17 protein-coding genes are annotated in these 18,604 nt (G+C 49.9%); 15 read left to right on the forward strand and 2 right to left on the reverse strand.

Features of this window, described 5'->3' with window-relative positions; translation table 11 throughout:
- The first annotated feature begins 43 nt into the window (after nt 1-43).
- Entirely contained in the window at nt 44-1,579 is a 1,536-nt protein-coding gene (locus AAFN83_RS12770; RefSeq protein WP_347769899.1) for an effector binding domain-containing protein, read from the forward strand.
- Nucleotides 1,580-1,748: 169 nt separating this feature from the next.
- Nucleotides 1,749-2,366: a hypothetical protein gene (locus AAFN83_RS12775; RefSeq protein ID WP_347769901.1), complete on the forward strand. Its 618-nt coding sequence runs from the start codon at nt 1,749-1,751 to the stop codon at nt 2,364-2,366.
- Between the two features lie 8 nt (nt 2,367-2,374).
- On the opposite strand, the gene AAFN83_RS12780 is transcribed toward AAFN83_RS12775, so the two are convergent.
- The gene (locus AAFN83_RS12780) at nt 2,375-3,286 is read right to left on the reverse strand and encodes a poly(ethylene terephthalate) hydrolase family protein (RefSeq protein WP_347769903.1); all 912 of its coding nucleotides are present in this window, start codon (nt 3,284-3,286) and stop codon (nt 2,375-2,377) included.
- Between the two features lie 60 nt (nt 3,287-3,346).
- On the opposite strand from AAFN83_RS12780, the gene AAFN83_RS12785 reads away from it, so the two are divergent.
- From AAFN83_RS12785 to AAFN83_RS12795, 3 genes are all read left to right on the forward strand, one after another.
- The gene (locus tag AAFN83_RS12785; RefSeq protein ID WP_347769905.1) at nt 3,347-4,009 is read left to right on the forward strand and encodes a phosphotransferase; all 663 of its coding nucleotides are present in this window, start codon (nt 3,347-3,349) and stop codon (nt 4,007-4,009) included.
- Nucleotides 4,010-4,075: 66 nt separating this feature from the next.
- Nucleotides 4,076-4,867 (forward strand): sugar phosphate isomerase/epimerase family protein, encoded by a 792-nt coding sequence (locus tag AAFN83_RS12790; RefSeq protein WP_347769907.1) that lies wholly within the window; start codon nt 4,076-4,078, stop codon nt 4,865-4,867.
- 57 nt (nt 4,868-4,924) lie between these two features.
- Nucleotides 4,925-5,494, forward strand: a complete 570-nt coding sequence (locus AAFN83_RS12795) for an SF0329 family protein (protein ID WP_347769909.1) — start codon at nt 4,925-4,927, stop codon at nt 5,492-5,494.
- Between the two features lie 33 nt (nt 5,495-5,527).
- Here AAFN83_RS12795 and AAFN83_RS12800 read toward each other — a convergent pair whose 3' ends face one another.
- The gene (locus AAFN83_RS12800; protein WP_347769911.1) at nt 5,528-6,121 is read right to left on the reverse strand and encodes a GNAT family N-acetyltransferase; all 594 of its coding nucleotides are present in this window, start codon (nt 6,119-6,121) and stop codon (nt 5,528-5,530) included.
- Nucleotides 6,122-6,275: 154 nt separating this feature from the next.
- On the opposite strand from AAFN83_RS12800, the gene AAFN83_RS12805 reads away from it, so the two are divergent.
- The 10 genes from AAFN83_RS12805 (at nt 6,276) to AAFN83_RS12850 (ending at nt 18,536) form a co-directional block, all read left to right on the forward strand.
- On the forward strand, nt 6,276-6,860 hold the full coding sequence (locus tag AAFN83_RS12805; RefSeq protein WP_347769913.1) for a GNAT family N-acetyltransferase: 585 nt from the start codon (nt 6,276-6,278) through the stop codon (nt 6,858-6,860).
- A gap of 904 nt (nt 6,861-7,764) precedes the next feature.
- Entirely contained in the window at nt 7,765-8,400 is a 636-nt protein-coding gene (locus tag AAFN83_RS12810) for a pentapeptide repeat-containing protein (protein ID WP_347769915.1), read from the forward strand.
- 30 nt (nt 8,401-8,430) lie between these two features.
- Nucleotides 8,431-9,348: an aminoglycoside phosphotransferase family protein gene (locus tag AAFN83_RS12815; RefSeq protein ID WP_347769917.1), complete on the forward strand. Its 918-nt coding sequence runs from the start codon at nt 8,431-8,433 to the stop codon at nt 9,346-9,348.
- A 34-nt stretch (nt 9,349-9,382) separates the two neighbouring features.
- Nucleotides 9,383-9,733 (forward strand): helix-turn-helix transcriptional regulator, encoded by a 351-nt coding sequence (locus AAFN83_RS12820; RefSeq protein ID WP_347769919.1) that lies wholly within the window; start codon nt 9,383-9,385, stop codon nt 9,731-9,733.
- Nucleotides 9,734-10,052: 319 nt separating this feature from the next.
- Complete coding sequence (locus AAFN83_RS12825) at nt 10,053-10,742, forward strand: P-loop NTPase family protein (RefSeq protein ID WP_347769921.1); 690 nt, start codon at nt 10,053-10,055, stop codon at nt 10,740-10,742.
- The gene (locus tag AAFN83_RS12830; protein ID WP_347769923.1) at nt 10,645-12,060 is read left to right on the forward strand and encodes an excinuclease ABC subunit UvrA; all 1,416 of its coding nucleotides are present in this window, start codon (nt 10,645-10,647) and stop codon (nt 12,058-12,060) included. Before AAFN83_RS12825 ends, AAFN83_RS12830 begins: the two co-directional genes overlap by 98 nt.
- Nucleotides 12,061-12,326: 266 nt before the next feature.
- Entirely contained in the window at nt 12,327-12,905 is a 579-nt protein-coding gene (locus tag AAFN83_RS12835) for a DUF4256 domain-containing protein (protein WP_347769925.1), read from the forward strand.
- Between the two features lie 32 nt (nt 12,906-12,937).
- Entirely contained in the window at nt 12,938-13,681 is a 744-nt protein-coding gene (yaaA, locus tag AAFN83_RS12840) for a peroxide stress protein YaaA (RefSeq protein WP_347769927.1), read from the forward strand.
- A gap of 25 nt (nt 13,682-13,706) precedes the next feature.
- Entirely contained in the window at nt 13,707-17,078 is a 3,372-nt protein-coding gene (locus tag AAFN83_RS12845) for a HEAT repeat domain-containing protein (protein ID WP_347769928.1), read from the forward strand.
- A gap of 168 nt (nt 17,079-17,246) precedes the next feature.
- Nucleotides 17,247-18,536, forward strand: a complete 1,290-nt coding sequence (locus tag AAFN83_RS12850; RefSeq protein WP_347769930.1) for a hypothetical protein — start codon at nt 17,247-17,249, stop codon at nt 18,534-18,536.
- The last annotated feature ends 68 nt before the right edge of the window (nt 18,537-18,604 follow it).

Below are 18,604 nucleotides of genomic sequence, written 5' to 3' on the forward strand. Positions count from 1 at the left end.
ACTGTTATAGTCGTTGTAAAGTGTTGGAAAAAGGAGGTTGTACATGGAATTACAAACGATCAGTCAAGTATCAAAAGGGTATGATATTTCCCCAAGGATGCTGCGTTATTACGAACAAGTCGGACTTATCCAAAGCATCAGAAAGAAGGATAACGCTTACAGGCTTTACGATGAGGCTGCACTAAAACGCGTGCAGCAGATTGTCATTCTGCGAAAATTGCAAATTCCGGTCAAGCAGATCTGCGTGATTATGAACAGCCTGGATGCGGTAACCGTCATTGATATTTTTAAGAAAAATATATCGGAGCTGGACAGCGAATTGACCGCTCTATCGACCATTAGAAAGATATTGGCCGAATTTATTCGAGAGCTTGAACATGCCGCCGATCTTCACCTGAAGCTTGATTTTTTAGGTGATGATTCGATTGCTCATTTGGCTGGATCCCTCTCCTTGATCCAAAGAAACGTAAAAGAAAGCATGACCCTGAACGATTTGAACAAAGCAACGGAGGTATTAAACAAGCTGAAAGATGTACGGGTCGTGTATCTTCCGCCGATGACTGTAGCATCCGCTTATTTTTCCGGAGAGAAAGCGGAAGAAAAGGCATGGCAGGCGATAACCGATTTCGTGAAGAAAAGCGATTTGGTAAGGCATAAGCCCGATTTGCGGCTTTTCAAGATCGACTACAGTAACGCGACGGGGACAAGCTTTGGCTATGAGATATGGGTATCCATTCCGGATGAATGGGTGCTCCCCGATCCGCTCGTCAAGAAAAAGTTCCATGGAGGGCAATACGCCGCTTATGTTCTTGGGGATCACGGATACGAAGTGCTTGGCCTGCAGGATTGGGTCAATGAGAGCCACAACTATCAAGTCGATTATGAGGGGAACTTGGCGCGTTGTGAACCGCCAATGAATGAAATCGACAGCTTCGGCGGCATGTGGCTCGACTTGGAAGAGGTACTGAACTTCTACAATTTCCAGAACCCCGGCTTTGAAATACAGATTGATTATTTGACGCCGATTAAACCCTATGTGCCTTCGGAAGATATACCCGTTGAAATTCCCGGAAGTAAAGAGAAATGCGGGTATCATGCGAGCATTGTGACCAAAAACAAGTTCAAGATCTTAGGATTTACGAAAATTATGACTCAGGATAACAACCCTGAAGAATTTGAGAACGAGCTAAAGACCGACGGGCGTCTGGCTATTCTGAATAAATATAGAAAGTGCGGAGCGCCGATTCTGTGTTTTGGTTCGATGGATATGGATTCCCAGATAAGAGGCGGCTGGCGGCGTTCGTTTTGCCTTATGGAATCCGATATAACGGATCTACAGGCATTTATGAAACATGATCTGTACATAAGAACGATAGACACGGCAAAATGGTTGATTTTAGAGCATACGAGGGGAGAAGCATTTGACAGCCACCGGATAGGGATGAAACTAGGATACACATGGAACGGAGCCATTTCCGGGGAATTCGAGGTTTCGCCGGACGGCAAAATCGGGAAGCCGGACCCGAAGGTCGAAGCGGAAATGAATAGCATCGTCTCGTGTTGGTATCCCGTGAAATAATTGCCCAGTTGTCTTCGGGAAATGATGGTGTGGAAGAATAAGGAATGGTGAGAAGATGATCCCTGTATACACAGGAGTCATCTTTTTTCTTGCAACGAAAGAGACGGGGAATCCGTCCATTCTTGTGTTAGCAAATACCGGAAATTGACTTCTTCTTGGAGGGTGAATCATGAAGATCAAAACAATTTTGATCATTTCGATCTTGTGCGTCAGTTTGGTTGGGTGTAGTCCTGCATCGGGATCAAAGCATCAAGATGCTGCAGCTTCAACGAGTCCCCCTACGGTTGAACCATCCATGGAGGCCGGAATAGAAGAGGATCTTATTCCGAGGAATACGACGGAACCTTATGTAGGGAGCATGGATTTGGATAAGGACACGGAGTCGTTTTTCTATGGAACCTGGAAGGTTGAGAAGCTGTTAGGCTTTGCAAACTCTTATAATGATGCGTCTGAATATCCAACCGGACAGAACGTCATTGGGAATGAAATTGTAATCACGAAAGACTCTTATTCATCAAAAGGATTTGAACACTATCCGGTTTATCAATATGAATTAAAAGCTCCGCTCTATTCCATTAGAGAAATCCATTATAACAAGGACTCCTTTTATCGAGTCGACAAAATCGATATGCCAAGTCTAAGCATGAATGATGAGGTAAGAATACTAGGCGTCTCCGACTCTTCTACCGGACTTGCGATCCCTGTGAGCTTCATGGATGTGAATCATGATAGACTGATCTTGATGCTGGAAGCAACGCAATTTGAGTTGAAGAGAGTCACGGAGTAAACGATTTATTACCTATCCATATTTGCTTGGATAACATCCACCCAATTTGGATTATGCATCATTTCGGAAGCATCCCCATGAAAGGCCTTCATGGCTTCCTGATCATCCAACAGCCAGTACCTCATCCAAGCTGTCAAATACCCTCTATGATTGCCTCCATTGCCTTCAATCGCTGTATGAGCCGCCCCTTTTGCCATCCCCATCATTACGGGCGTACTTGCGTTCGTATTGTGCAAGGCTACTTTATTCGTTGAGACCGGCGAGATTAGAAAATCCCGTGTACCGCCCATAATAAGGAAAGGAACGGCAATACGTGCTGTATCATACACATCTTCTGGATCCGCATACTTCAAATCCGGGAGAGCGATGGATACAATGGTTTTTATCAACGATCCGCTTGTATAGTTGGTATGAGCATTAATAACCCCGGTAGACCCCTGTGAATGTCCGGCTACTCCAATTTGCTCCATTTGCACCTTTTGATAAAACAAGCTATTTGCCAGTTGGTTTTCATTATTCAAATACTCAATCGCATCCACGATTTCTTGGCCTGTTCCTGTTGTCGTGCTATAGGAATCAATAACAATGAATCCCCAGCTAGCAAGATGAGTGAGGAGCTCATGATATCGATCCGGCGTGGCCCCTGTTCCATTTCCCCAAGATATAATAGGATAGGACTCGTCTCCTTGAAAGGCTGGGTAGTATATTCGAAATAACGCTTCTCCGTGCGTGCCCTTAACCTCTTCAATTTTTACCGGATACCTTCCTTGCTGTGCATACCGCTGCTCAATGCTTCCATCTGCAAGTTTGGGTACATTCGAATGAATGATGATATTCAGGAAAATGGTAATGGCAACGACAACGATAAGGACTAAGGCAGACAACCCTAACATCCACTTTCGTTTTTTCAAAACGGACATATACGTGACCTCTTCGCTAGTAATATTAGGGATATACGTGAAAGATGTAGGTGAGTTTCAATGCGGGACGGCCGTTCAGCGCCACATTCTGGAGGAGAAGGCTATGTCGACTGGAATCGTATACGAATCTATTATGAAAAAGGAACCGATCACAAAAGGCTGGTCGGAAGATCAAAATATTGCGTCACAACAACGGGCGGAACAAATTATCTGCTCCGTATTTCGCCTTCTTCTCAGTATGAAACCAAAAGAAGGCTCTTCTCTGTAATGGAACAGATTGCCGCATTGGATATTCCCATGTGCCTTCCTATAGAGTTCGGTACTTGCGAAGATGGCGTTTATTCCATCCAAAGCTGGATTGACGGTGTAGATTTAGAAACCATATTGCCCTTGTCGTCGGAAACCTTGCTTTCTAAAACGGAGCAATATACGTTGGGGCTGCAGTCAGGTGAAATTGCGAAAAAGATACATACGATTCCCGTAGCAGAACCACAAGAGGAATGGGCAGAAAAATTTAACCGTGAAATAGATAGGAAACTATGGGAATATAACAAGTGTGGCTTGCGTATTGACGGCGACGCTCATTTTTTCGCTTATGTCGAGGAAAGCCGCCATTTCTTGAAGGATCGTCCACAATGCTTTACTTTCATCTTGGGCGGCCAACTCAGATTTTGGACGTACGGTTACTTTGAAGCTTACCCAGGAAGTATTGAAATGGTTTAACAATATGCATAACCCTGTACCCACATGGTATCTCAAAAATTTCAATAGGGCGAATGGGAGCGGACTATGATTACCATTTATGATTGGTTTGGCTATGAACTACCCATAAAGGAGCGTTACCAAGCAATAAAAGAAGTCGGATTTGATGGTGTTATGCTGTGGTGGAGCGATGGCTTCGGTCGTGACCATTCCGGTCGAGGCGATTACCGCAACGGGCCGCAAATGGCGCGAGAAGCGGGGCTCTTTATTGAGAATATCCATGCGCCGGTCCAGAACCAAAATGACCTCTGGCTGGACAATCTGGACGGGGAAGCCTTAGCCGATTGTTATCTGCAAGGTATTGCAGATTGCGCGGAATTTGAGATTTCGACGATGGTGGTGCATCTGCCCGATGAGAACCATCCGCATACGGCAATAGGGCTAGACCGTATCAAGACAATGGCGGATATGGCGGAGCGACTTGGCGTGAAGGTCGCGCTGGAGAACTTATGGAACCTCACCAATTTGGCCTATGTACTGGAGCAAGTAGATTCCAAGCGGATCGGGTTCTGTTACGATAGTGGACATCACGACCACTACTATCCGGACCAAGATTTGTTATCCCTGTACGGGTCCCGTTTGATGGCCCTGCATTTGCATGATGATAACGGAAGCCATGCTCAACACGGATTACCCTTCGACGGATCGATTGATTGGTCTACCACCATGAAGAACATTGCAGCAACGAATTACACGGGAGCAACCGCGATAGAAGCCATGAATTGGGATTACGAGGCTTTAACGGCGAAGGAGTTTTTACAAGAAGCGGTTAGGCGGGCAAAAAGATTGGAAACACTAAGACAGAATAAAAATAATTAGTATGGAAGGCCTGACAGCCGTCAATTCGGGAGAAGGCCTTGAGAAGTAGGAGGAACCATGTCTTGGAGCAAATTGAAGCAGCAGCTGGAGAGTTTTCTCAGTCCTTCCTTACAGGGTAGAGTCGAATACGGAGCAACCAGCTACCGCTATTTATCCGATAAAGCAGGGAATTGTTATCTTGTTGTAGATAAGAAGAACATACTCAATATGAATGATCGAACGAACCCCATCCGCTGGTATCAGACGGAACAGGAAGTTAAGAATGACCCGGATATCCAGGTCCCCATCAGCAAGGAGGAACTGGAAGCGATCCGAAAAGAGACCAAGGGAACCGTACCGGAAGATCGGTTATCCGTGATTGCAAGAAATAGGAAGATAACCGAGCTTGCGAAGGAACTCTTGTCCGCACAGGCATCCTTAAGCAGATCCAATTTTACCGTTGTCGCAACTAAGTTTTTATCTACGTCTTTGGAGGAAAACTTCGAGAGCAAGGAGATCTTATTGAATATTCTCGCTATCGTGGACAGGAGAATGGGAAAAAAACGAATTTTAAACATGTCCGAGAAGATGAAAGGAAAGCATCCCATCGTGCAGTACTTCTATGAACTACGACGCAGTACATTGTGAAAATGAGAGGTGCTCCAAAAGGAGTACCTCCATTTATGAGTGTCGACCATCATACTCTAATTCACCATAAAATCGATATTTTACCTTTGAGTTCGGATTGAATTTTCGAAAGTAATAATAGTCGTCGCAGTATCTTCCGTATTTGTAATCATACACCGTTCTTTTCTCGAACAGCAAAAATCCGCTTTTCAAAGCGGTTTGATAGGATGCCGGATTGTCGACATCCATAACGGCAATGAGATAGTCATAGTGACCGGAATGGAACAGATAGTCGGTCAACGCGATCGTTGCCTCTGAAGCGTAGCCTCTTCCGCAGTGTTCCCCTCGTACCACCCACCCAACCTGGAGTTCATACAAGAAGGAAGAGTCGGATATCGTGATCACGCCGATGATCTCCTGGCTTTCCTTAAGAACGATCGCATAAAGAACCTCCTCCTCGTAATTCCCTGTCCCCTTTACGCGATCATAGTACGCAATGGCTTCCTTAATCTCTTGATGACTCGCGTCTCGCTTAATGAAGCCCGGGAGATACTCCACCACCTGCGGATCGTATTTGATTTTGGCCAAAGCTTCCACGTCCTCTAAACCAAAGTCGCGGACGAGCAAACGTTCTGTTTCTGCGTACATTTCCGTTTCCTCCGATCTTAGAAAAATGACCTGCTACTTTCTATGAATATCGCTTTCTTTTTCTATTATCAACATATTTTATGTGAACAATGCCATAGGGTTGTCGCAGGATCTGTGATAGATTTGGCATAAAATGTGGAAGGGACGATTCGCTATGAATTTGGTTATCAAGCCTTTAACGGCTGACTTAACATCGGACTATCTCGATTTCTTTGACCATCGTGCGTTTGAAGACAACAACCCTTGCGGCCCCTGCTACTGCACAGGGCCGAGTATGGACCCTTCGACCGAGCAGCAGATGATAAGTGAGTTTGGAAACGATGTGAAGGGAACCCTCCGTCGGTACGCGGTAGACTTATTAGCCGAAGGGAAGATACACGGCTACTTGGCGTTTGACGGAGATGAAGCCATCGGATGGTGCAATGCGGGAGACAGGGACCGCTATGCCAACTGGATTCCTGAGTCGGCTCGCCAAAGCAATGGTGGCAAGACCGTGTCGATCGTTTGTTTTGCCATCGCACCGGATTATCGCGGGAAGGGTGTCGCTGCTGCTTTCCTGGAGAAGGTTTGCGCTGATGCAAGAGCGGAGGGCTTTACAGCGGTGGAAGCGTATGCCCAGGTGCAAGAGGAACGGGTGGATTACGATTTCAATGGCCCGATTCGGCTGTATGAGAAGGCTGGATTTATCGAGGTGACCAAGCAGGACGGTCAAATCGTGATGAGAAAAAAACTGGAATGATTCGTTGGAAACGGAGAGTGGCAATGTGCAAATAGAGTTCTCAAGGCAATCAGATCGACGAGTTTACCGAGAGCGGATTCTTTACATTTGTTCGCCAAGATACGATCTCTGATACTCGTGAGGAGGTCTTGCAAGCTCTAGCCGACCATTTCCAATTGACCCATCCCCAAGCGTGATGATAAAAAAGGCCTTCTACCCTTTCGTAGAAGGCCTGCTCTATTTACTTTCGTTTTCCGGGTCTCCATTTGAAACCGCAGTTCATGCAACCGTTGACGAGTTCACTTCTCCCGGCAAAGCCGACCAGAATACTCACGGGCAATGACAAACTGATGGAAATCCAACAAATGACTCCAATGATAGCGACCAGACCATCAAGCGAATTACCACTCATGCCACTTCCGCCGCTGCCCACTTTCACATTCGTCAAGAAAAGTGAAGTCACAAGCACCCCGCCCACCAATAGAAGGATAGGAAATAAGGCCATCCAACCCAGCGTTTTGAACATTTTCGCAAAGCTGTACCCTCTTTTATTGGCAACAATCTGCGGGGATTTGCATTTTCGGCAAACCACCGTATTGGGATGGCCTGCAGGATTCGACGGACGTCCTGTCCCGCCTGAAGGGCTGACAGGGCTCCCTACTCGGGATGGACTGTTCGCGGTTCGGTTTGCCGCTTGAGCAGGTGTTGCCCTATTGGACGGATTGACTGACGTTGCTCTGTTGGGCGGATTGCCAGTCGTTCTAGTATCTCGTTGCACGTTTATGAATTCCCTCCTGCTGTGATTTTATAGGTAGAGAGAAGGATTCGGCAAAACCTTCCAAAACCCTCTTCACGGCCTTAAAAACATCAGACCCTGCTTTGTCGTATAATTAGAATACGAGATACCCGTAACCTGGAGGAAACGATGGACTTGAAAATAGAACAGCCTAAATGTTCAGTTGAGCTGTTAGAAGCAACGACGATTGACTCCTTGGAATCCAAAGATGAAATCAGCAATGGGGTCATGGAACATTGTGCACTGGAGTATCAGGAAGCGGTCAGGGTTTCCTTTGAGAAAATGGTATTTCGAAATGTAACCATTTCGGAATCCTCGTTGGAGCAAATGGAGTGTACCGATGTTGTTTTCGAGAAGTGCGATTTTTCAAATGTAACCTTTTCCTCTTCCTTTATTCATCGTGTTGAATTTAGAAACTGCAAACTCATTGGAACCGACTTCTCCAAAAGCAGATTCCAACATGTCCGCTTTCTAACTTGTATCGCGGATTATTCGAATTTTCGTTACGCGTCTTTTAAGCAGGCAAGCTTTGAAGATTGCTCTTTCATCAGCGCTGACTTTTACACGGCTGCTTTTCAAAAGATAGCCTTTACCCGTTGTAATCTGGATCAAGCTTTTCTAAACGGGGCGAAGCTAAAGGGAGTCGATCTGAGCGATTGTCACTTTGATACGTTGAGTGTGGATGCGGAGGATTTAGATGGTTGTCTGATTGCTAGTCATCAAGCTCCCGTTTTTGTAGGGCTTATGGGAATCATCATTCAGTAACGTCAATGATAAGGGAGGACAAGGAGGAATATGGAAGAACAACGGACCACTCGCATCAGAGAGAAAGTGGAGGAACTCTTGCATGCCAAAGTGGATAAGATCGAAAAAATGGAAAACGTCCCGAATAACTACGTCTATAAGCTCCTCGTGGGAACCAAGCCGTATATTTTCAAACAATACAAGCAAAGATCGTGGCCCGAGGATGAAAAGCTTCTTTTCGTCAATCGGAAGCTGATTGAGCATCAGATCGATTGCGCCAAGCTGATCACCTTTGATCGATGCGATCCTTATTTTGAGAACGGATATTTGCTCGAGGAATGTCTGCCAGGCGTTACAGCGGATCATCGGAACTTTGACTTGGAATCGGGAAAGGAATTTTATAAGCAGTTCGCACGCTTGGTTTCAAGGGTACATCGGATCCCAATCGAAAACTATGGCTACATAGGCAGTGGCATTGCAAGCTGCGGCTCCTTCATTGAATTTATGGAGGAGAAATACGACGAAATTTCGAGTGATTTGATCAGCAAGAGGCTGTTTGAAGAGAGCCACTTGCAGGAGATCAAGAAACCGGTTATGGACCGGCTTCGGTTATGCGAAAGCCTTCCCGCCGTATTAAATCATGGCGACTTGTCCACCAAGAACGTCATGATTGATCCTCAGGGAGGCCTTACGCTAATTGATTGGGATGACGCCATGTCTTATAACTGGATTGCGGATCTATCCAGAATGACGTACTGGATGAAATTTTACTACAACGATGCAGAGTATACAGCGTTCAAGAATGCATTTATGGAGCACTACCGAACCGATCATTCCATTGGCGATTTCCACACATTCGAAAACACCTTTCATGTATGGATCGGTCTGGATCATTTGAATTATGAAACAGATCCGCTTCTCTATGAAAACAGACTCGCGTGCTTTAAGGAAACCGTAGAGAAGCTGTGAGCAAACCTACTTCCTGATTAGGAATGATAACCCGATGGATGCTGAGTTCCTTCACAACCTGATCCAGAAGATCGAAATCGACATCTCGGCCGACTCCGAGAGCTCCATTGCTTCCCTATCCGCCTGCCTGGGCCTGTCGAAAGCCCACCCGCAAAGGCTCTTTAAATTTGCGTTTGATTTGCCTCTCGCGACCTACATTCGCTCCAGACGATTAGCTTATGCGGCTGAGCAGATACTAAACTCGGACAGCAGCATTTTGCTGATCGCGCTGCGCTGTCAGTTTGAGCACGAGCAGAGCTTTAGCAGAGCGTTTAAGAATGAATTTGGCCTCACCCCCGGTGATTACCGAAAAAATCCGGTGCCCCTCAAATCATTCCTGCGTTGAACGTGAAGGGATTGGGCTGTTATTCGAACGGCTTGCTGTTTGAGCCGGAGGTTGTGTACATGCCGCCGTTATTTCTGGCGGGAAGGCAATATGCGATCCCCTATCGGAATGCGCGAAGGCTTGCTCCGGCAGCAGCCTTGGAATTTTGGGATACTCACCGTCCCCAACTTCTTCATGCCAAGGACGATGGAGTCTTTTATGGGCTGACCCATAAAATAGAGGGGAACAAGATGGATTTGTTGAAGAAAAGCTGGAGTTACCTCTCTGCATCCGATTTCATTACATCGGGCGACATCATTACCGGGAGATCAACGCGGAGGTGGCCCGTGATCTATATAAAGCGATTCGTGCGTTTCAAGCTAGTTCGAAATTATATTCCATCAACGAGGATCTCTTTCTCGAAAAGATCGATACACGCTTATATGACGGCGTTTTTTGCACCTTTGAATGGTTCGCTCCCCTCCTTGAGTTTATCGAAATCCATGGCGCTCGAATCCATAATTTGAAAGAAATCAATGTAAAAATACCGAGAAACAAACTGACGGTTATTACCGGTGTGTCCGGAAGCGGGAAGTCCAGCCTTGCCTTTGACACCCTGTATGAGGAGGGCAAACGCCGCTATCTCATGTTTTCCGGCACGTCGTTTCTGGTGGACAGCATCCCGACCTTCGACAGGATGACGGGGCTTTCCCCAACGGTAGCGGTGGAACAGCGAATGATTCGGCAGTCCAATCCGCGCAGCACCGTGGGCACTCGCACCAAACTCGGGAGCTTGCTGGCTATCTTGTTTGCACAGTATGGAGAACGTGCTCCCGAGTATGAGGACGGCATTCCGCTCGCGATGGAAATGTTTCAGAGAAATTCGGCCAAGGGCATGTGCGTCCAATGCCTGGGGAGCGGGGTTTCGGTGATTGGGCGGGATCGTTCCCTGGCTGTTATCCATCGGGAAGAACAAGGATATCAGCGGCAGGCAGCGTTGGCTGTTGTCCCAAGCGGGGATCCTGCATAAGGGATCTTGCCCGAAATGCAACGGGAGCGGGCTTGGGGAACAGGCAGCCCATACCTGGATCGCAGGGAGAACCATCTCTGAGCTGGAGCAGATGCCCATCAGCGAGTTGGGCGAGTTTTTGAAGAGTGCTGAGATAAAGCCTTCCCAACTGCTTACCGAAGTCATGACGAAGCTGGACTGTCTGATGGATGTGGGGCTGCATCATTTGGCTTTGGCCCGCCCCATTCCCACCTTGTCCGGTGGTGAACTGCAGCGTCTTTTTCTCGCCAGCACCATTATTGCCGATATGGATTCCATGATTTTTGTGTTTGATGAGCCTACTATCGGCTTGCATGAAATCGAAAAGCAAAAGCTAATGGATATCATAAAAGGTCTTGTGAAACGCGGAAACACGGTTGTGGCGGTTGAGCATGATGCCACCTTCATGCGCTGTGCGGACTATCTCATTGATTTGGGACCGGAAGAGTTTTTGGGGTGTCGAGCTTCCAAGACGGCACCCTATTTAACAAGTGAGAGCGAACGGGACATTCGCACAGAATTTCGACCGGTCGTGAATGCGAAGAAGCTTCGAATCGAGAATGCGACCCGGCACAACCTTCAACAGGTAACCGTTGAATTTCCTTTAGGTGTCATGGTTGGGATTGCCGGAGTTTCGGGCAGTGGGAAATCCAGCCTCCTTTCGGACACGCTTGTCCCGAAGCTAAAGGAAGTGCTCCACCCCAAAGAGAAGGACGACGAGGAGGATGGGGATGATGAGGAGGATTCGGGTGTCCGGCTTTATGGTACGGAGTACCTGAACAAGTGCCTGGTTATCGACCAAAAACCGATCGGCGGCAGCCGATTGTCCTGTCCGGCTACGTATACGGGCATGTTTGACCGAGTCCGCGCGCTCTACGCCAAAGAAAGCGGGCTTCCCGCCGGGCGATTCTCGGTGAACGCAGAAGGCGGCTGCATCTTCTGTAAAGGAGAAGGAGTCGTCCATTATCCGGTTGGCTTCGGCCAATATGTGGATGTGGAATGCGACAGCTGCGGCGGTTCCGGATTTACAGCGGAAGCGATGCAGGTGAAGGTAGACGGCCAAACCATTCGAGATATTCTTGCCATGACCGTAGACGAGGCGACTGCCTTTTTCCAAGGAAAGGACAAGCAGATTGGTTCCATGCTGACCACCTTGCAGCGCGTGGGGATGGGGTATCTTACGCTGGGTCAAAAAACCCCCACCATTTCGGGCGGGGAAAGCCAACGCATCAAGCTGGCGAAGGAGCTGGCCAAAGGGGTAAATGCCAAAGACTGCCTCTATGTGGCGGGCAGGAGCTGAACGTCTATCCGCAGCAAAAGATCGTCACGGTCATTCAGGCTACGCCCACTCCTTCAAACAAAAGGTATCATGACCTCTCGGCAGAACTGATCCGGGCGTGATGCAGCCATGGGTGAATTCCTTCTGCTTCCTGCCTCTATGGTACAATAGGAACAAACCTACTCCTACTTCAAGGATCGACGAGGGTTTGTCCAGCATAAAGTGCTGGACTCCACTACATTTAATCATTTTGACACCTAAAAATTACGAAAAGGGAGCCGTGGACCATGACAAACGCTAACATCGAACCTTCAAAAGCTCTTCTGCCGGACCAGCGGGAAGAACTCCTTGCCACGTTAAAAACTCGATTCGAGAAAAACCAGCCGCGTCATCCAGAGCTGAACTGGACGGACGTACAAGCAAGGCTCGAGGCACATGACGAGAAGCTGTGGTCGCTGCAGGAGATGGAGCGAACAGGCGGCGAACCGGACGTGGTGGATTTGAACGCGGAGACGGGCGAGTATCTCTTCTGTGACTGCTCAGCGGAGAGTCCGAAGGGGCGAAGGAGCGTGTGCTACGACCCGGAAGCATTGGAGTCCCGCAAGGAACACAAGCCGCAAAATAGCGCCGTCGGGATGGCAGAAGCCATGGGCGTGGAGCTCCTAACGGAAGAGCAATACCGGAGCCTGCAAGCCATCGGAGCATTCGATCTGAAGACCTCCAGTTGGGTGCAGACGCCTGCCCGCATTCGGGAGCTTGGGGGAGCTCTCTTTTGCGATCGACGCTACGATACCGTCTTCCTGTATCACAACGGGGCGGAATCTTACTATGGGGCGAGAGGTTTCCGCGGTATGCTCCGCGTCTAACGCGAACAGGTTGATTGAGGAAGAGGAAGATCATGAGGGTACTGATTTCACCTGCCAAAAAAATGAAGTCCGACAACGATTTTTTGGGCAGCCGCCAATTGCCGCAATTTATCCGCGAGTCGGAAACGCTCTTGGCCCTAATCCAAAAGCTAAGCTATGAGGAAGCCAAGTCGTTATGGAAGTGCAACGATGCCATCGCCACGCTGAACGTGGAGCGGTTTCGGAAGATGAACTTAACCCGCCAAGTCACACCGGCTCTCTTTGCCTATGAAGGTCTTCAATACCAGCACCTAGCGCCAGGCGTGTTTGAACAGCAGGAGCTGGAGTACCTTGAGGAGCATTTGCGCATCTTGTCTGGATTTTACGGGATGCTGCGGCCTTTTGACGGCGTTGTCCCCTACCGGCTGGAGATGCAGGCGAAGCTGGAGGGGCCAGATTTCTGTTCGCTCTATCCGTTCTGGAACCGGAAGCTTACGGATCAGCTGGAGTCGGAGAGCCGCTGCATTCTGAATTTAGCCTCCAAGGAATACAGTAAGAGCATTTCTCCTTACCTGAGTAAGGAGACTCGCTTTGTCACATGCGTGTTCGGGCAGGATGTGGACGGCAAGGTTGTAGAAAAAGGAACCTTAGCCAAGATGGCCCGAGGCGAGATGGTCCGCTTCATGGCGGAGCACCAAATCGACTTTGTAGAGGGGATTCAGGCGTTTCATCGGTTGAATTTCCGCTTTGATGAAGAACGGTCCACGGATCACACGTATGTCTTCATTCAAGAGTGATCATGGGAAGGGGAGCTTGTTTGTCATGTTCCATCCGAAACATCTGGATAAAACTCAACTGCTGAAAGCATTGGATTCACTAGGTTACTCCGATCGGATGAAGGAAGTCGCCCTGCTGGGCCGGGAAAACAAGGATGCCGCCGCGTATTCCCGCCTGCTCTCCTCCTTGCTGGAGGGCGGCTCCTATGAAGCGCAGCTGGCGTTGACCGGTGCGGAGGCGACTCGCGACGTGCCTCTGATACAGGCGGCACTCCAGCATTCGGCTGTTGGTGTTCGGAAGCGGGCGGCGGGTCTGCTCGCCGGGGCCGCTTCCACTGAAGTAATCGAGAAAGAGCTGCAACGGGAGAGCCTATCACCGGAGGGGCGGGTTCACTTCCTTCGCAGCCTGTCCATTCACAATCGCCAAGAAGTGGCAGAGCGCCTGCTGCCTACGGTGTACACCCGATGGGGAGCGAAAGAAGCCGCTATTCTTCTATCTGCCTGCGGGGAAGCGATGGTTCGAGAGTGGCTGGAGGTGATCGGCTACGCGGTCTCCAATTGGAACGACGTCGCCAAACGTCATCCGGAGGTGATGGGCGCCTATTTCCAAACGGCCCTGGAGAATGAACCTATTCGCGAGAAGAATCGGGTATGGTGGCGCTTCTCGTCTGCTATGGATGCGCTTAGCCGACTGAAGCCAGAGGTGGTGCTCACCTGCGCCTTGCAGCACGGCCCGAAGGATTACCTGCATCCTGTGCTGAGGCAGAACTTGGGCTGCTTAATCCGCTTCGATGCGAATGCCGTCTATCGGTTGCTTACGCGGGAAGAAGCGCGGGGGGACTTGATCCAGCAGGGCGTGCCGGAAAGTGTTCTGAAGAAGAGACGCTATTTCACCCTGGAGCAGTGGACCGCTATAGCGGTCCTGCTTGCCGATCAGCCGCATCACCTCGCCAAGATGCTTCATCGCTTGGCACCTTCCCAACGATGCGAATTGTTTGAAGCCGCTTACGATGAGGATGCCCGCGCCGCACGCGTCTTCCCTGAGCAGTTGCTTGATGAGCTGCCCCATGCCTTGCGCGACAAGGAAGCGAACCGGATGCTGGGCCTTCGCGAAATCAAGGATAGTCGGGAGAGGACACTCCGCATCACCGCGCGTCGGCTGGTCGAGCATGCCCGAGAGCCATTGGAGCAGGCGACCGCTGCTTCCATTGCGGATGAACGGGCTGCGGCTTTGGCCCAGCTGGTGAAGTGTACGGCACTGTCAAGGCGGGGAATGCAGACGACCGTCGCGTTCTTGAAGAGGATCAAGAACGATCAGGACCCGGTACGGTGTGCCGTGTTCACCGAATTGGCCAATAGCCCGGCCTTCCTCTACCAGGCGGAGCAGCTTTCCGATCTGGAACTGCTGATAGACAGCGTAGTAGAAGCGCGGGACACTTCTTATTCGACTCGAATGCAAGTCGAACGATGGGCCTTCGGCTTGATGCGCGAGCATGCTTCCCAGCCCCAGGACGAGCTCTTTGCCTTTGCTCTGCGCACGCTCACAAAGCTGATGAAGCAGAACGGCCAACTGGTGCTGCCGTCTTTCTCTAGCCTGCATCTGCCTTCTGGAATGGAAGCGCTGCTATTTGATAGGCTGGCTCCCTTTCTGAAAGAAGAAGCAAAAAGAGAGAATTACAACCTCATGCTGCAATTCGCAGCCTGGTTCGGCAAACGGGGGTACTCGCTGAGGAAGCTGCAAAGCATGCTGCAGGAGGCAACAGAGGTGAAGTCCGCTTCTACCGCTGCTCAGGCTGCTCGATACTGGCTTGCTTCGCCTCAGACACGCGACGCTAGAGTACGCGAATTGCTGTCTCAAGATAAGTCGTTTATTACCGTAAGGGAAGTGTTTGATCATCTGCACCGAAAACGGCAGGAAGACTTGGATCCCTTCCTGGCAGGCACTGTGATCAAAGGCAAATTCCTGTCGGGCAAAACCATCTATCTCCTTCCGGCTTTGGATGGGTTTCACCGCTGGCTGCCGCGTCAGCAAAAGGCATTTCGCGCTTTGCTGGAACGGGTCGCCTTTGACGCCAAGCGCAGCCAGCATGAACGTTCCATGGCGATTCGTGCGATGGCACGAATGCCTGAGTTTTGGCCGGAACGGGTGACGGAGTTGCTTGGCGATAAGGATGTGTATATGGCCGAAGCTGCGCTGCATGCTCTGTCGTTAACCGAATCGCCGGAGAAGGCACTTCCCCTTCTTCTGGAGCATGTGGAGGGCGACCGGGCTCGTGTAGCCATGTACTCGGTTCCGCGCTGTATCCGCAGGATAAGTCCGCTCCTAGTGGTCAACCAGCTTCAGACGCTTCTATCTCGGGACAAGCTAAAGATCACGGTGCGCAAGGAAGCCATTCGGCTTCTGGGAGCTTATCGAAGCCCTCAGAGCATGGAGCTTCTGTTGAAGGAGTTTGAGAAGCCGCAAGCCCATAAGGACGTCGTCATCGCCATCGGACATGCCGCGAAGCAACTGCTGAACGATGAACGCAGTTGGATGATCTTGAGTGCCATGGCCGCTTCTCCGCAGCGCGATATCGCCGTCAGCTTGCTGGCTCAACGGCCAGCAGAGCTTCCCATGGAGTTTCGAGCTCGCTATCTGACCCTCCTTCTTGCCGTCGCCGGCCATGCAGACGCGACAGTGGGACACACCGCTTTCCAATCACTGGGTCAATGGACGGTGGGACAGGAGGAGATCGTGGCGGCCGCAGCCGGAGAGGCGATTCTAAATCTGGAGGACGGTGTCCGCTGGCGTAGCGCCATGAACGCACTTCTCGAAGCGGTACGAGATGGCAAGGGAAGTGCACGGGTTGTGGATATCGTCCGTGATTTGGCGGACGCCTCCATAAAAGCAGAATGGAATGCTTCCCCTGAGCGGGATCTACCGCACCGGCAGCGGTTGGCGGTGCTGATTGGGCGACTGGCCTCGCTTCCCCTGACCACGCGGCTCCCTCTCGCTCCCTTGTTCCGGGAGCTAATGGACGTTCTTGCTCCTCAGGAGACCTTGCAGCAACTGGTCATCTCCTTGCAGATCGCTATTATCGATTGGAATCACCCAGGAGCCGCTGCTGATGATTTGACCCGTGTGGCCCGATGCTTGAAGCAGCAGCCTTATCTTCTGTCCGCTGCCTCCAGACAAGTGATGGACAATCTGAGGAACAGCAAGGGCTATTGGGAGCCGAACAACCTGTTGATTGTTGTGGACACATTGGAAGCCAGCGAGAGTTACGAGGCGACAGCCATCGGGCTTACTGTGCTTCAAGCGGCCGGAGAAGAACGAGGCTGGAATGCCGAGTGCGCAAATCGGCTCCGAGCTTATCGGAATCATCCGCATGGAGTGATTCGTTCCTTGGCGCTGGACCTTTGGACAGCGACGGAATGAGGGTGGAAAGGGGGGGCGCAGCCGAACGAATGGCTGCGCCTCTTATTCGTGGAAGGTCGAACACTTCACCAGAGCGTTCGTTGGTATACAGCCCTTCCTCGCCATACTTGTGCCCTTCTCAGGAGCTGCTTCATTCGAGATAATAAGACCAACTGGAGGAGGGATCTTATGAAACTCAATTTTTTTGCAGAACCGATCGAGTACGAAGATTTCATTCCTGGCGTAAACCAACCATGGGGGAAGGACGCTCTTTTATTCCGTGTGAATAAAGGATTGGGAAAGTTGTCCATTCGTTATGGGAGGGACAAGAACGGGGAGCCCTGCGAATTTCTGCTATTGGATAACAAGCCGTTAATCAACAGCTATGGAGATGAAATGTACTGCCCCACCTGTGCCAAGGTTCTAAGTATCGGGTTGGGCAAGGAGAACGTTACCCGGAGCCTGATCGACACCATCAAAGGCACACAAGATCTGGGGAGCGACATTCGGGAAGCTTTTGACCCGATGAAGCCGATGCTGTCGATCCTGGAAGACGGGTACTACTTGTTAACCCGCATCGAGACGATTCCAACGGATGGAACAGATCGGTTTTTCTGGAACTTAACGAGTTCCAAGAAGCCGTATATAGCAGCAGCCGAAGTTTATTACAAGCTTCATTCTTATCCCGGTACACCTCGATTTCTGCTTCCCTCCCAGAGCCTTCAAGGCTTGAATCAAGATCGAGTTGCCTATTACCGAGAGTTGATTCGGAATGGAAAAGTCATGACCGGACTCGCCTATTACTACGATGGATTCATGAGTACCCTGCTGGACGGACATCACCGAGCAACAGCCGCCTATCTGGAAAACAAGACAATCGACTGCTTAACGATTATTAAAGTGACGGGCTTGGGCTATGACCTGGACAAGAGACCGAACAGACTCTATGCCGGCGGAAAACTCTACTCCCTCGACCTGTTTCAAAGACCGGAGAGGATTGCGGCTTATTTGGAGAAGACGAGCAACTCCGTCAAACCCCAGCTTGAGGCTCAGGAGGTGGAGGATTTCCTTCGTGATTGCAAGAAGGCATGGCAGCAGGAGGCGACTCCCCCACCTTATGATTTCGGCAGACGAAACTACCCGGACTATCTATCCATTGCGTTTTCGGATATGGCAGATGATACCTCGAATGAACAAATTGAGGATGTGATGGGCAGGCGGGACGAGGATGCCGAATTCGAGCTGGAGATGATTTTTAAGAAGCTGCAGCTGCAAGAGCCGGAGAGAGCGCTCAAGCTGGCCAGACGAATCCTGCACGATCCGAATTGGAGAGGGTTGATTGAGGAGGTATTTGGCTATTACGCATCCATAGACAGCATGGAAGTGGAGGATTTGTTTATTGAGTATTTGATCAATACGGAGTATGACGCCAAGGATCCCTGCCGGATGATAACAGATGAGTATTTGCAGAAACGATGAGCTGCAGTCGAAATCCGATCAGCAGTGCAAAAGCCTGAGCTTTCTGAGCTCGGGCTTTTTGCGTTCTT

Source organism: Gorillibacterium sp. CAU 1737, assembly GCF_039888655.1.
Lineage (GTDB): Bacteria > Bacillota > Bacilli > Paenibacillales > NBRC-103111 > Gorillibacterium.

What these genes read in the sequence shown, in the direction of transcription:
- AAFN83_RS12770 (WP_347769899.1), top strand. Translation starts at nt 44, where the DNA reads ATGGAATTACAAACGATCAGTCAAGTATCAAAAGGGTATGATATTTCC.
- AAFN83_RS12775 (WP_347769901.1), top strand. Translation starts at nt 1,749, where the DNA reads ATGAAGATCAAAACAATTTTGATCATTTCGATCTTGTGCGTCAGTTTG.
- AAFN83_RS12780 (WP_347769903.1), bottom strand. Translation starts at nt 3,286, where the DNA reads ATGTCCGTTTTGAAAAAACGAAAGTGGATGTTAGGGTTGTCTGCCTTA.
- AAFN83_RS12785 (WP_347769905.1), top strand. Translation starts at nt 3,347, where the DNA reads ATGCGGGACGGCCGTTCAGCGCCACATTCTGGAGGAGAAGGCTATGTC.
- AAFN83_RS12790 (WP_347769907.1), top strand. Translation starts at nt 4,076, where the DNA reads ATGATTACCATTTATGATTGGTTTGGCTATGAACTACCCATAAAGGAG.
- AAFN83_RS12795 (WP_347769909.1), top strand. Translation starts at nt 4,925, where the DNA reads ATGTCTTGGAGCAAATTGAAGCAGCAGCTGGAGAGTTTTCTCAGTCCT.
- AAFN83_RS12800 (WP_347769911.1), bottom strand. Translation starts at nt 6,121, where the DNA reads ATGTACGCAGAAACAGAACGTTTGCTCGTCCGCGACTTTGGTTTAGAG.
- AAFN83_RS12805 (WP_347769913.1), top strand. Translation starts at nt 6,276, where the DNA reads ATGAATTTGGTTATCAAGCCTTTAACGGCTGACTTAACATCGGACTAT.
- AAFN83_RS12810 (WP_347769915.1), top strand. Translation starts at nt 7,765, where the DNA reads ATGGACTTGAAAATAGAACAGCCTAAATGTTCAGTTGAGCTGTTAGAA.
- AAFN83_RS12815 (WP_347769917.1), top strand. Translation starts at nt 8,431, where the DNA reads ATGGAAGAACAACGGACCACTCGCATCAGAGAGAAAGTGGAGGAACTC.
- AAFN83_RS12820 (WP_347769919.1), top strand. Translation starts at nt 9,383, where the DNA reads ATGGATGCTGAGTTCCTTCACAACCTGATCCAGAAGATCGAAATCGAC.
- AAFN83_RS12835 (WP_347769925.1), top strand. Translation starts at nt 12,327, where the DNA reads ATGACAAACGCTAACATCGAACCTTCAAAAGCTCTTCTGCCGGACCAG.
- yaaA (WP_347769927.1), top strand. Translation starts at nt 12,938, where the DNA reads ATGAGGGTACTGATTTCACCTGCCAAAAAAATGAAGTCCGACAACGAT.
- AAFN83_RS12845 (WP_347769928.1), top strand. Translation starts at nt 13,707, where the DNA reads ATGTTCCATCCGAAACATCTGGATAAAACTCAACTGCTGAAAGCATTG.
- AAFN83_RS12850 (WP_347769930.1), top strand. Translation starts at nt 17,247, where the DNA reads ATGAAACTCAATTTTTTTGCAGAACCGATCGAGTACGAAGATTTCATT.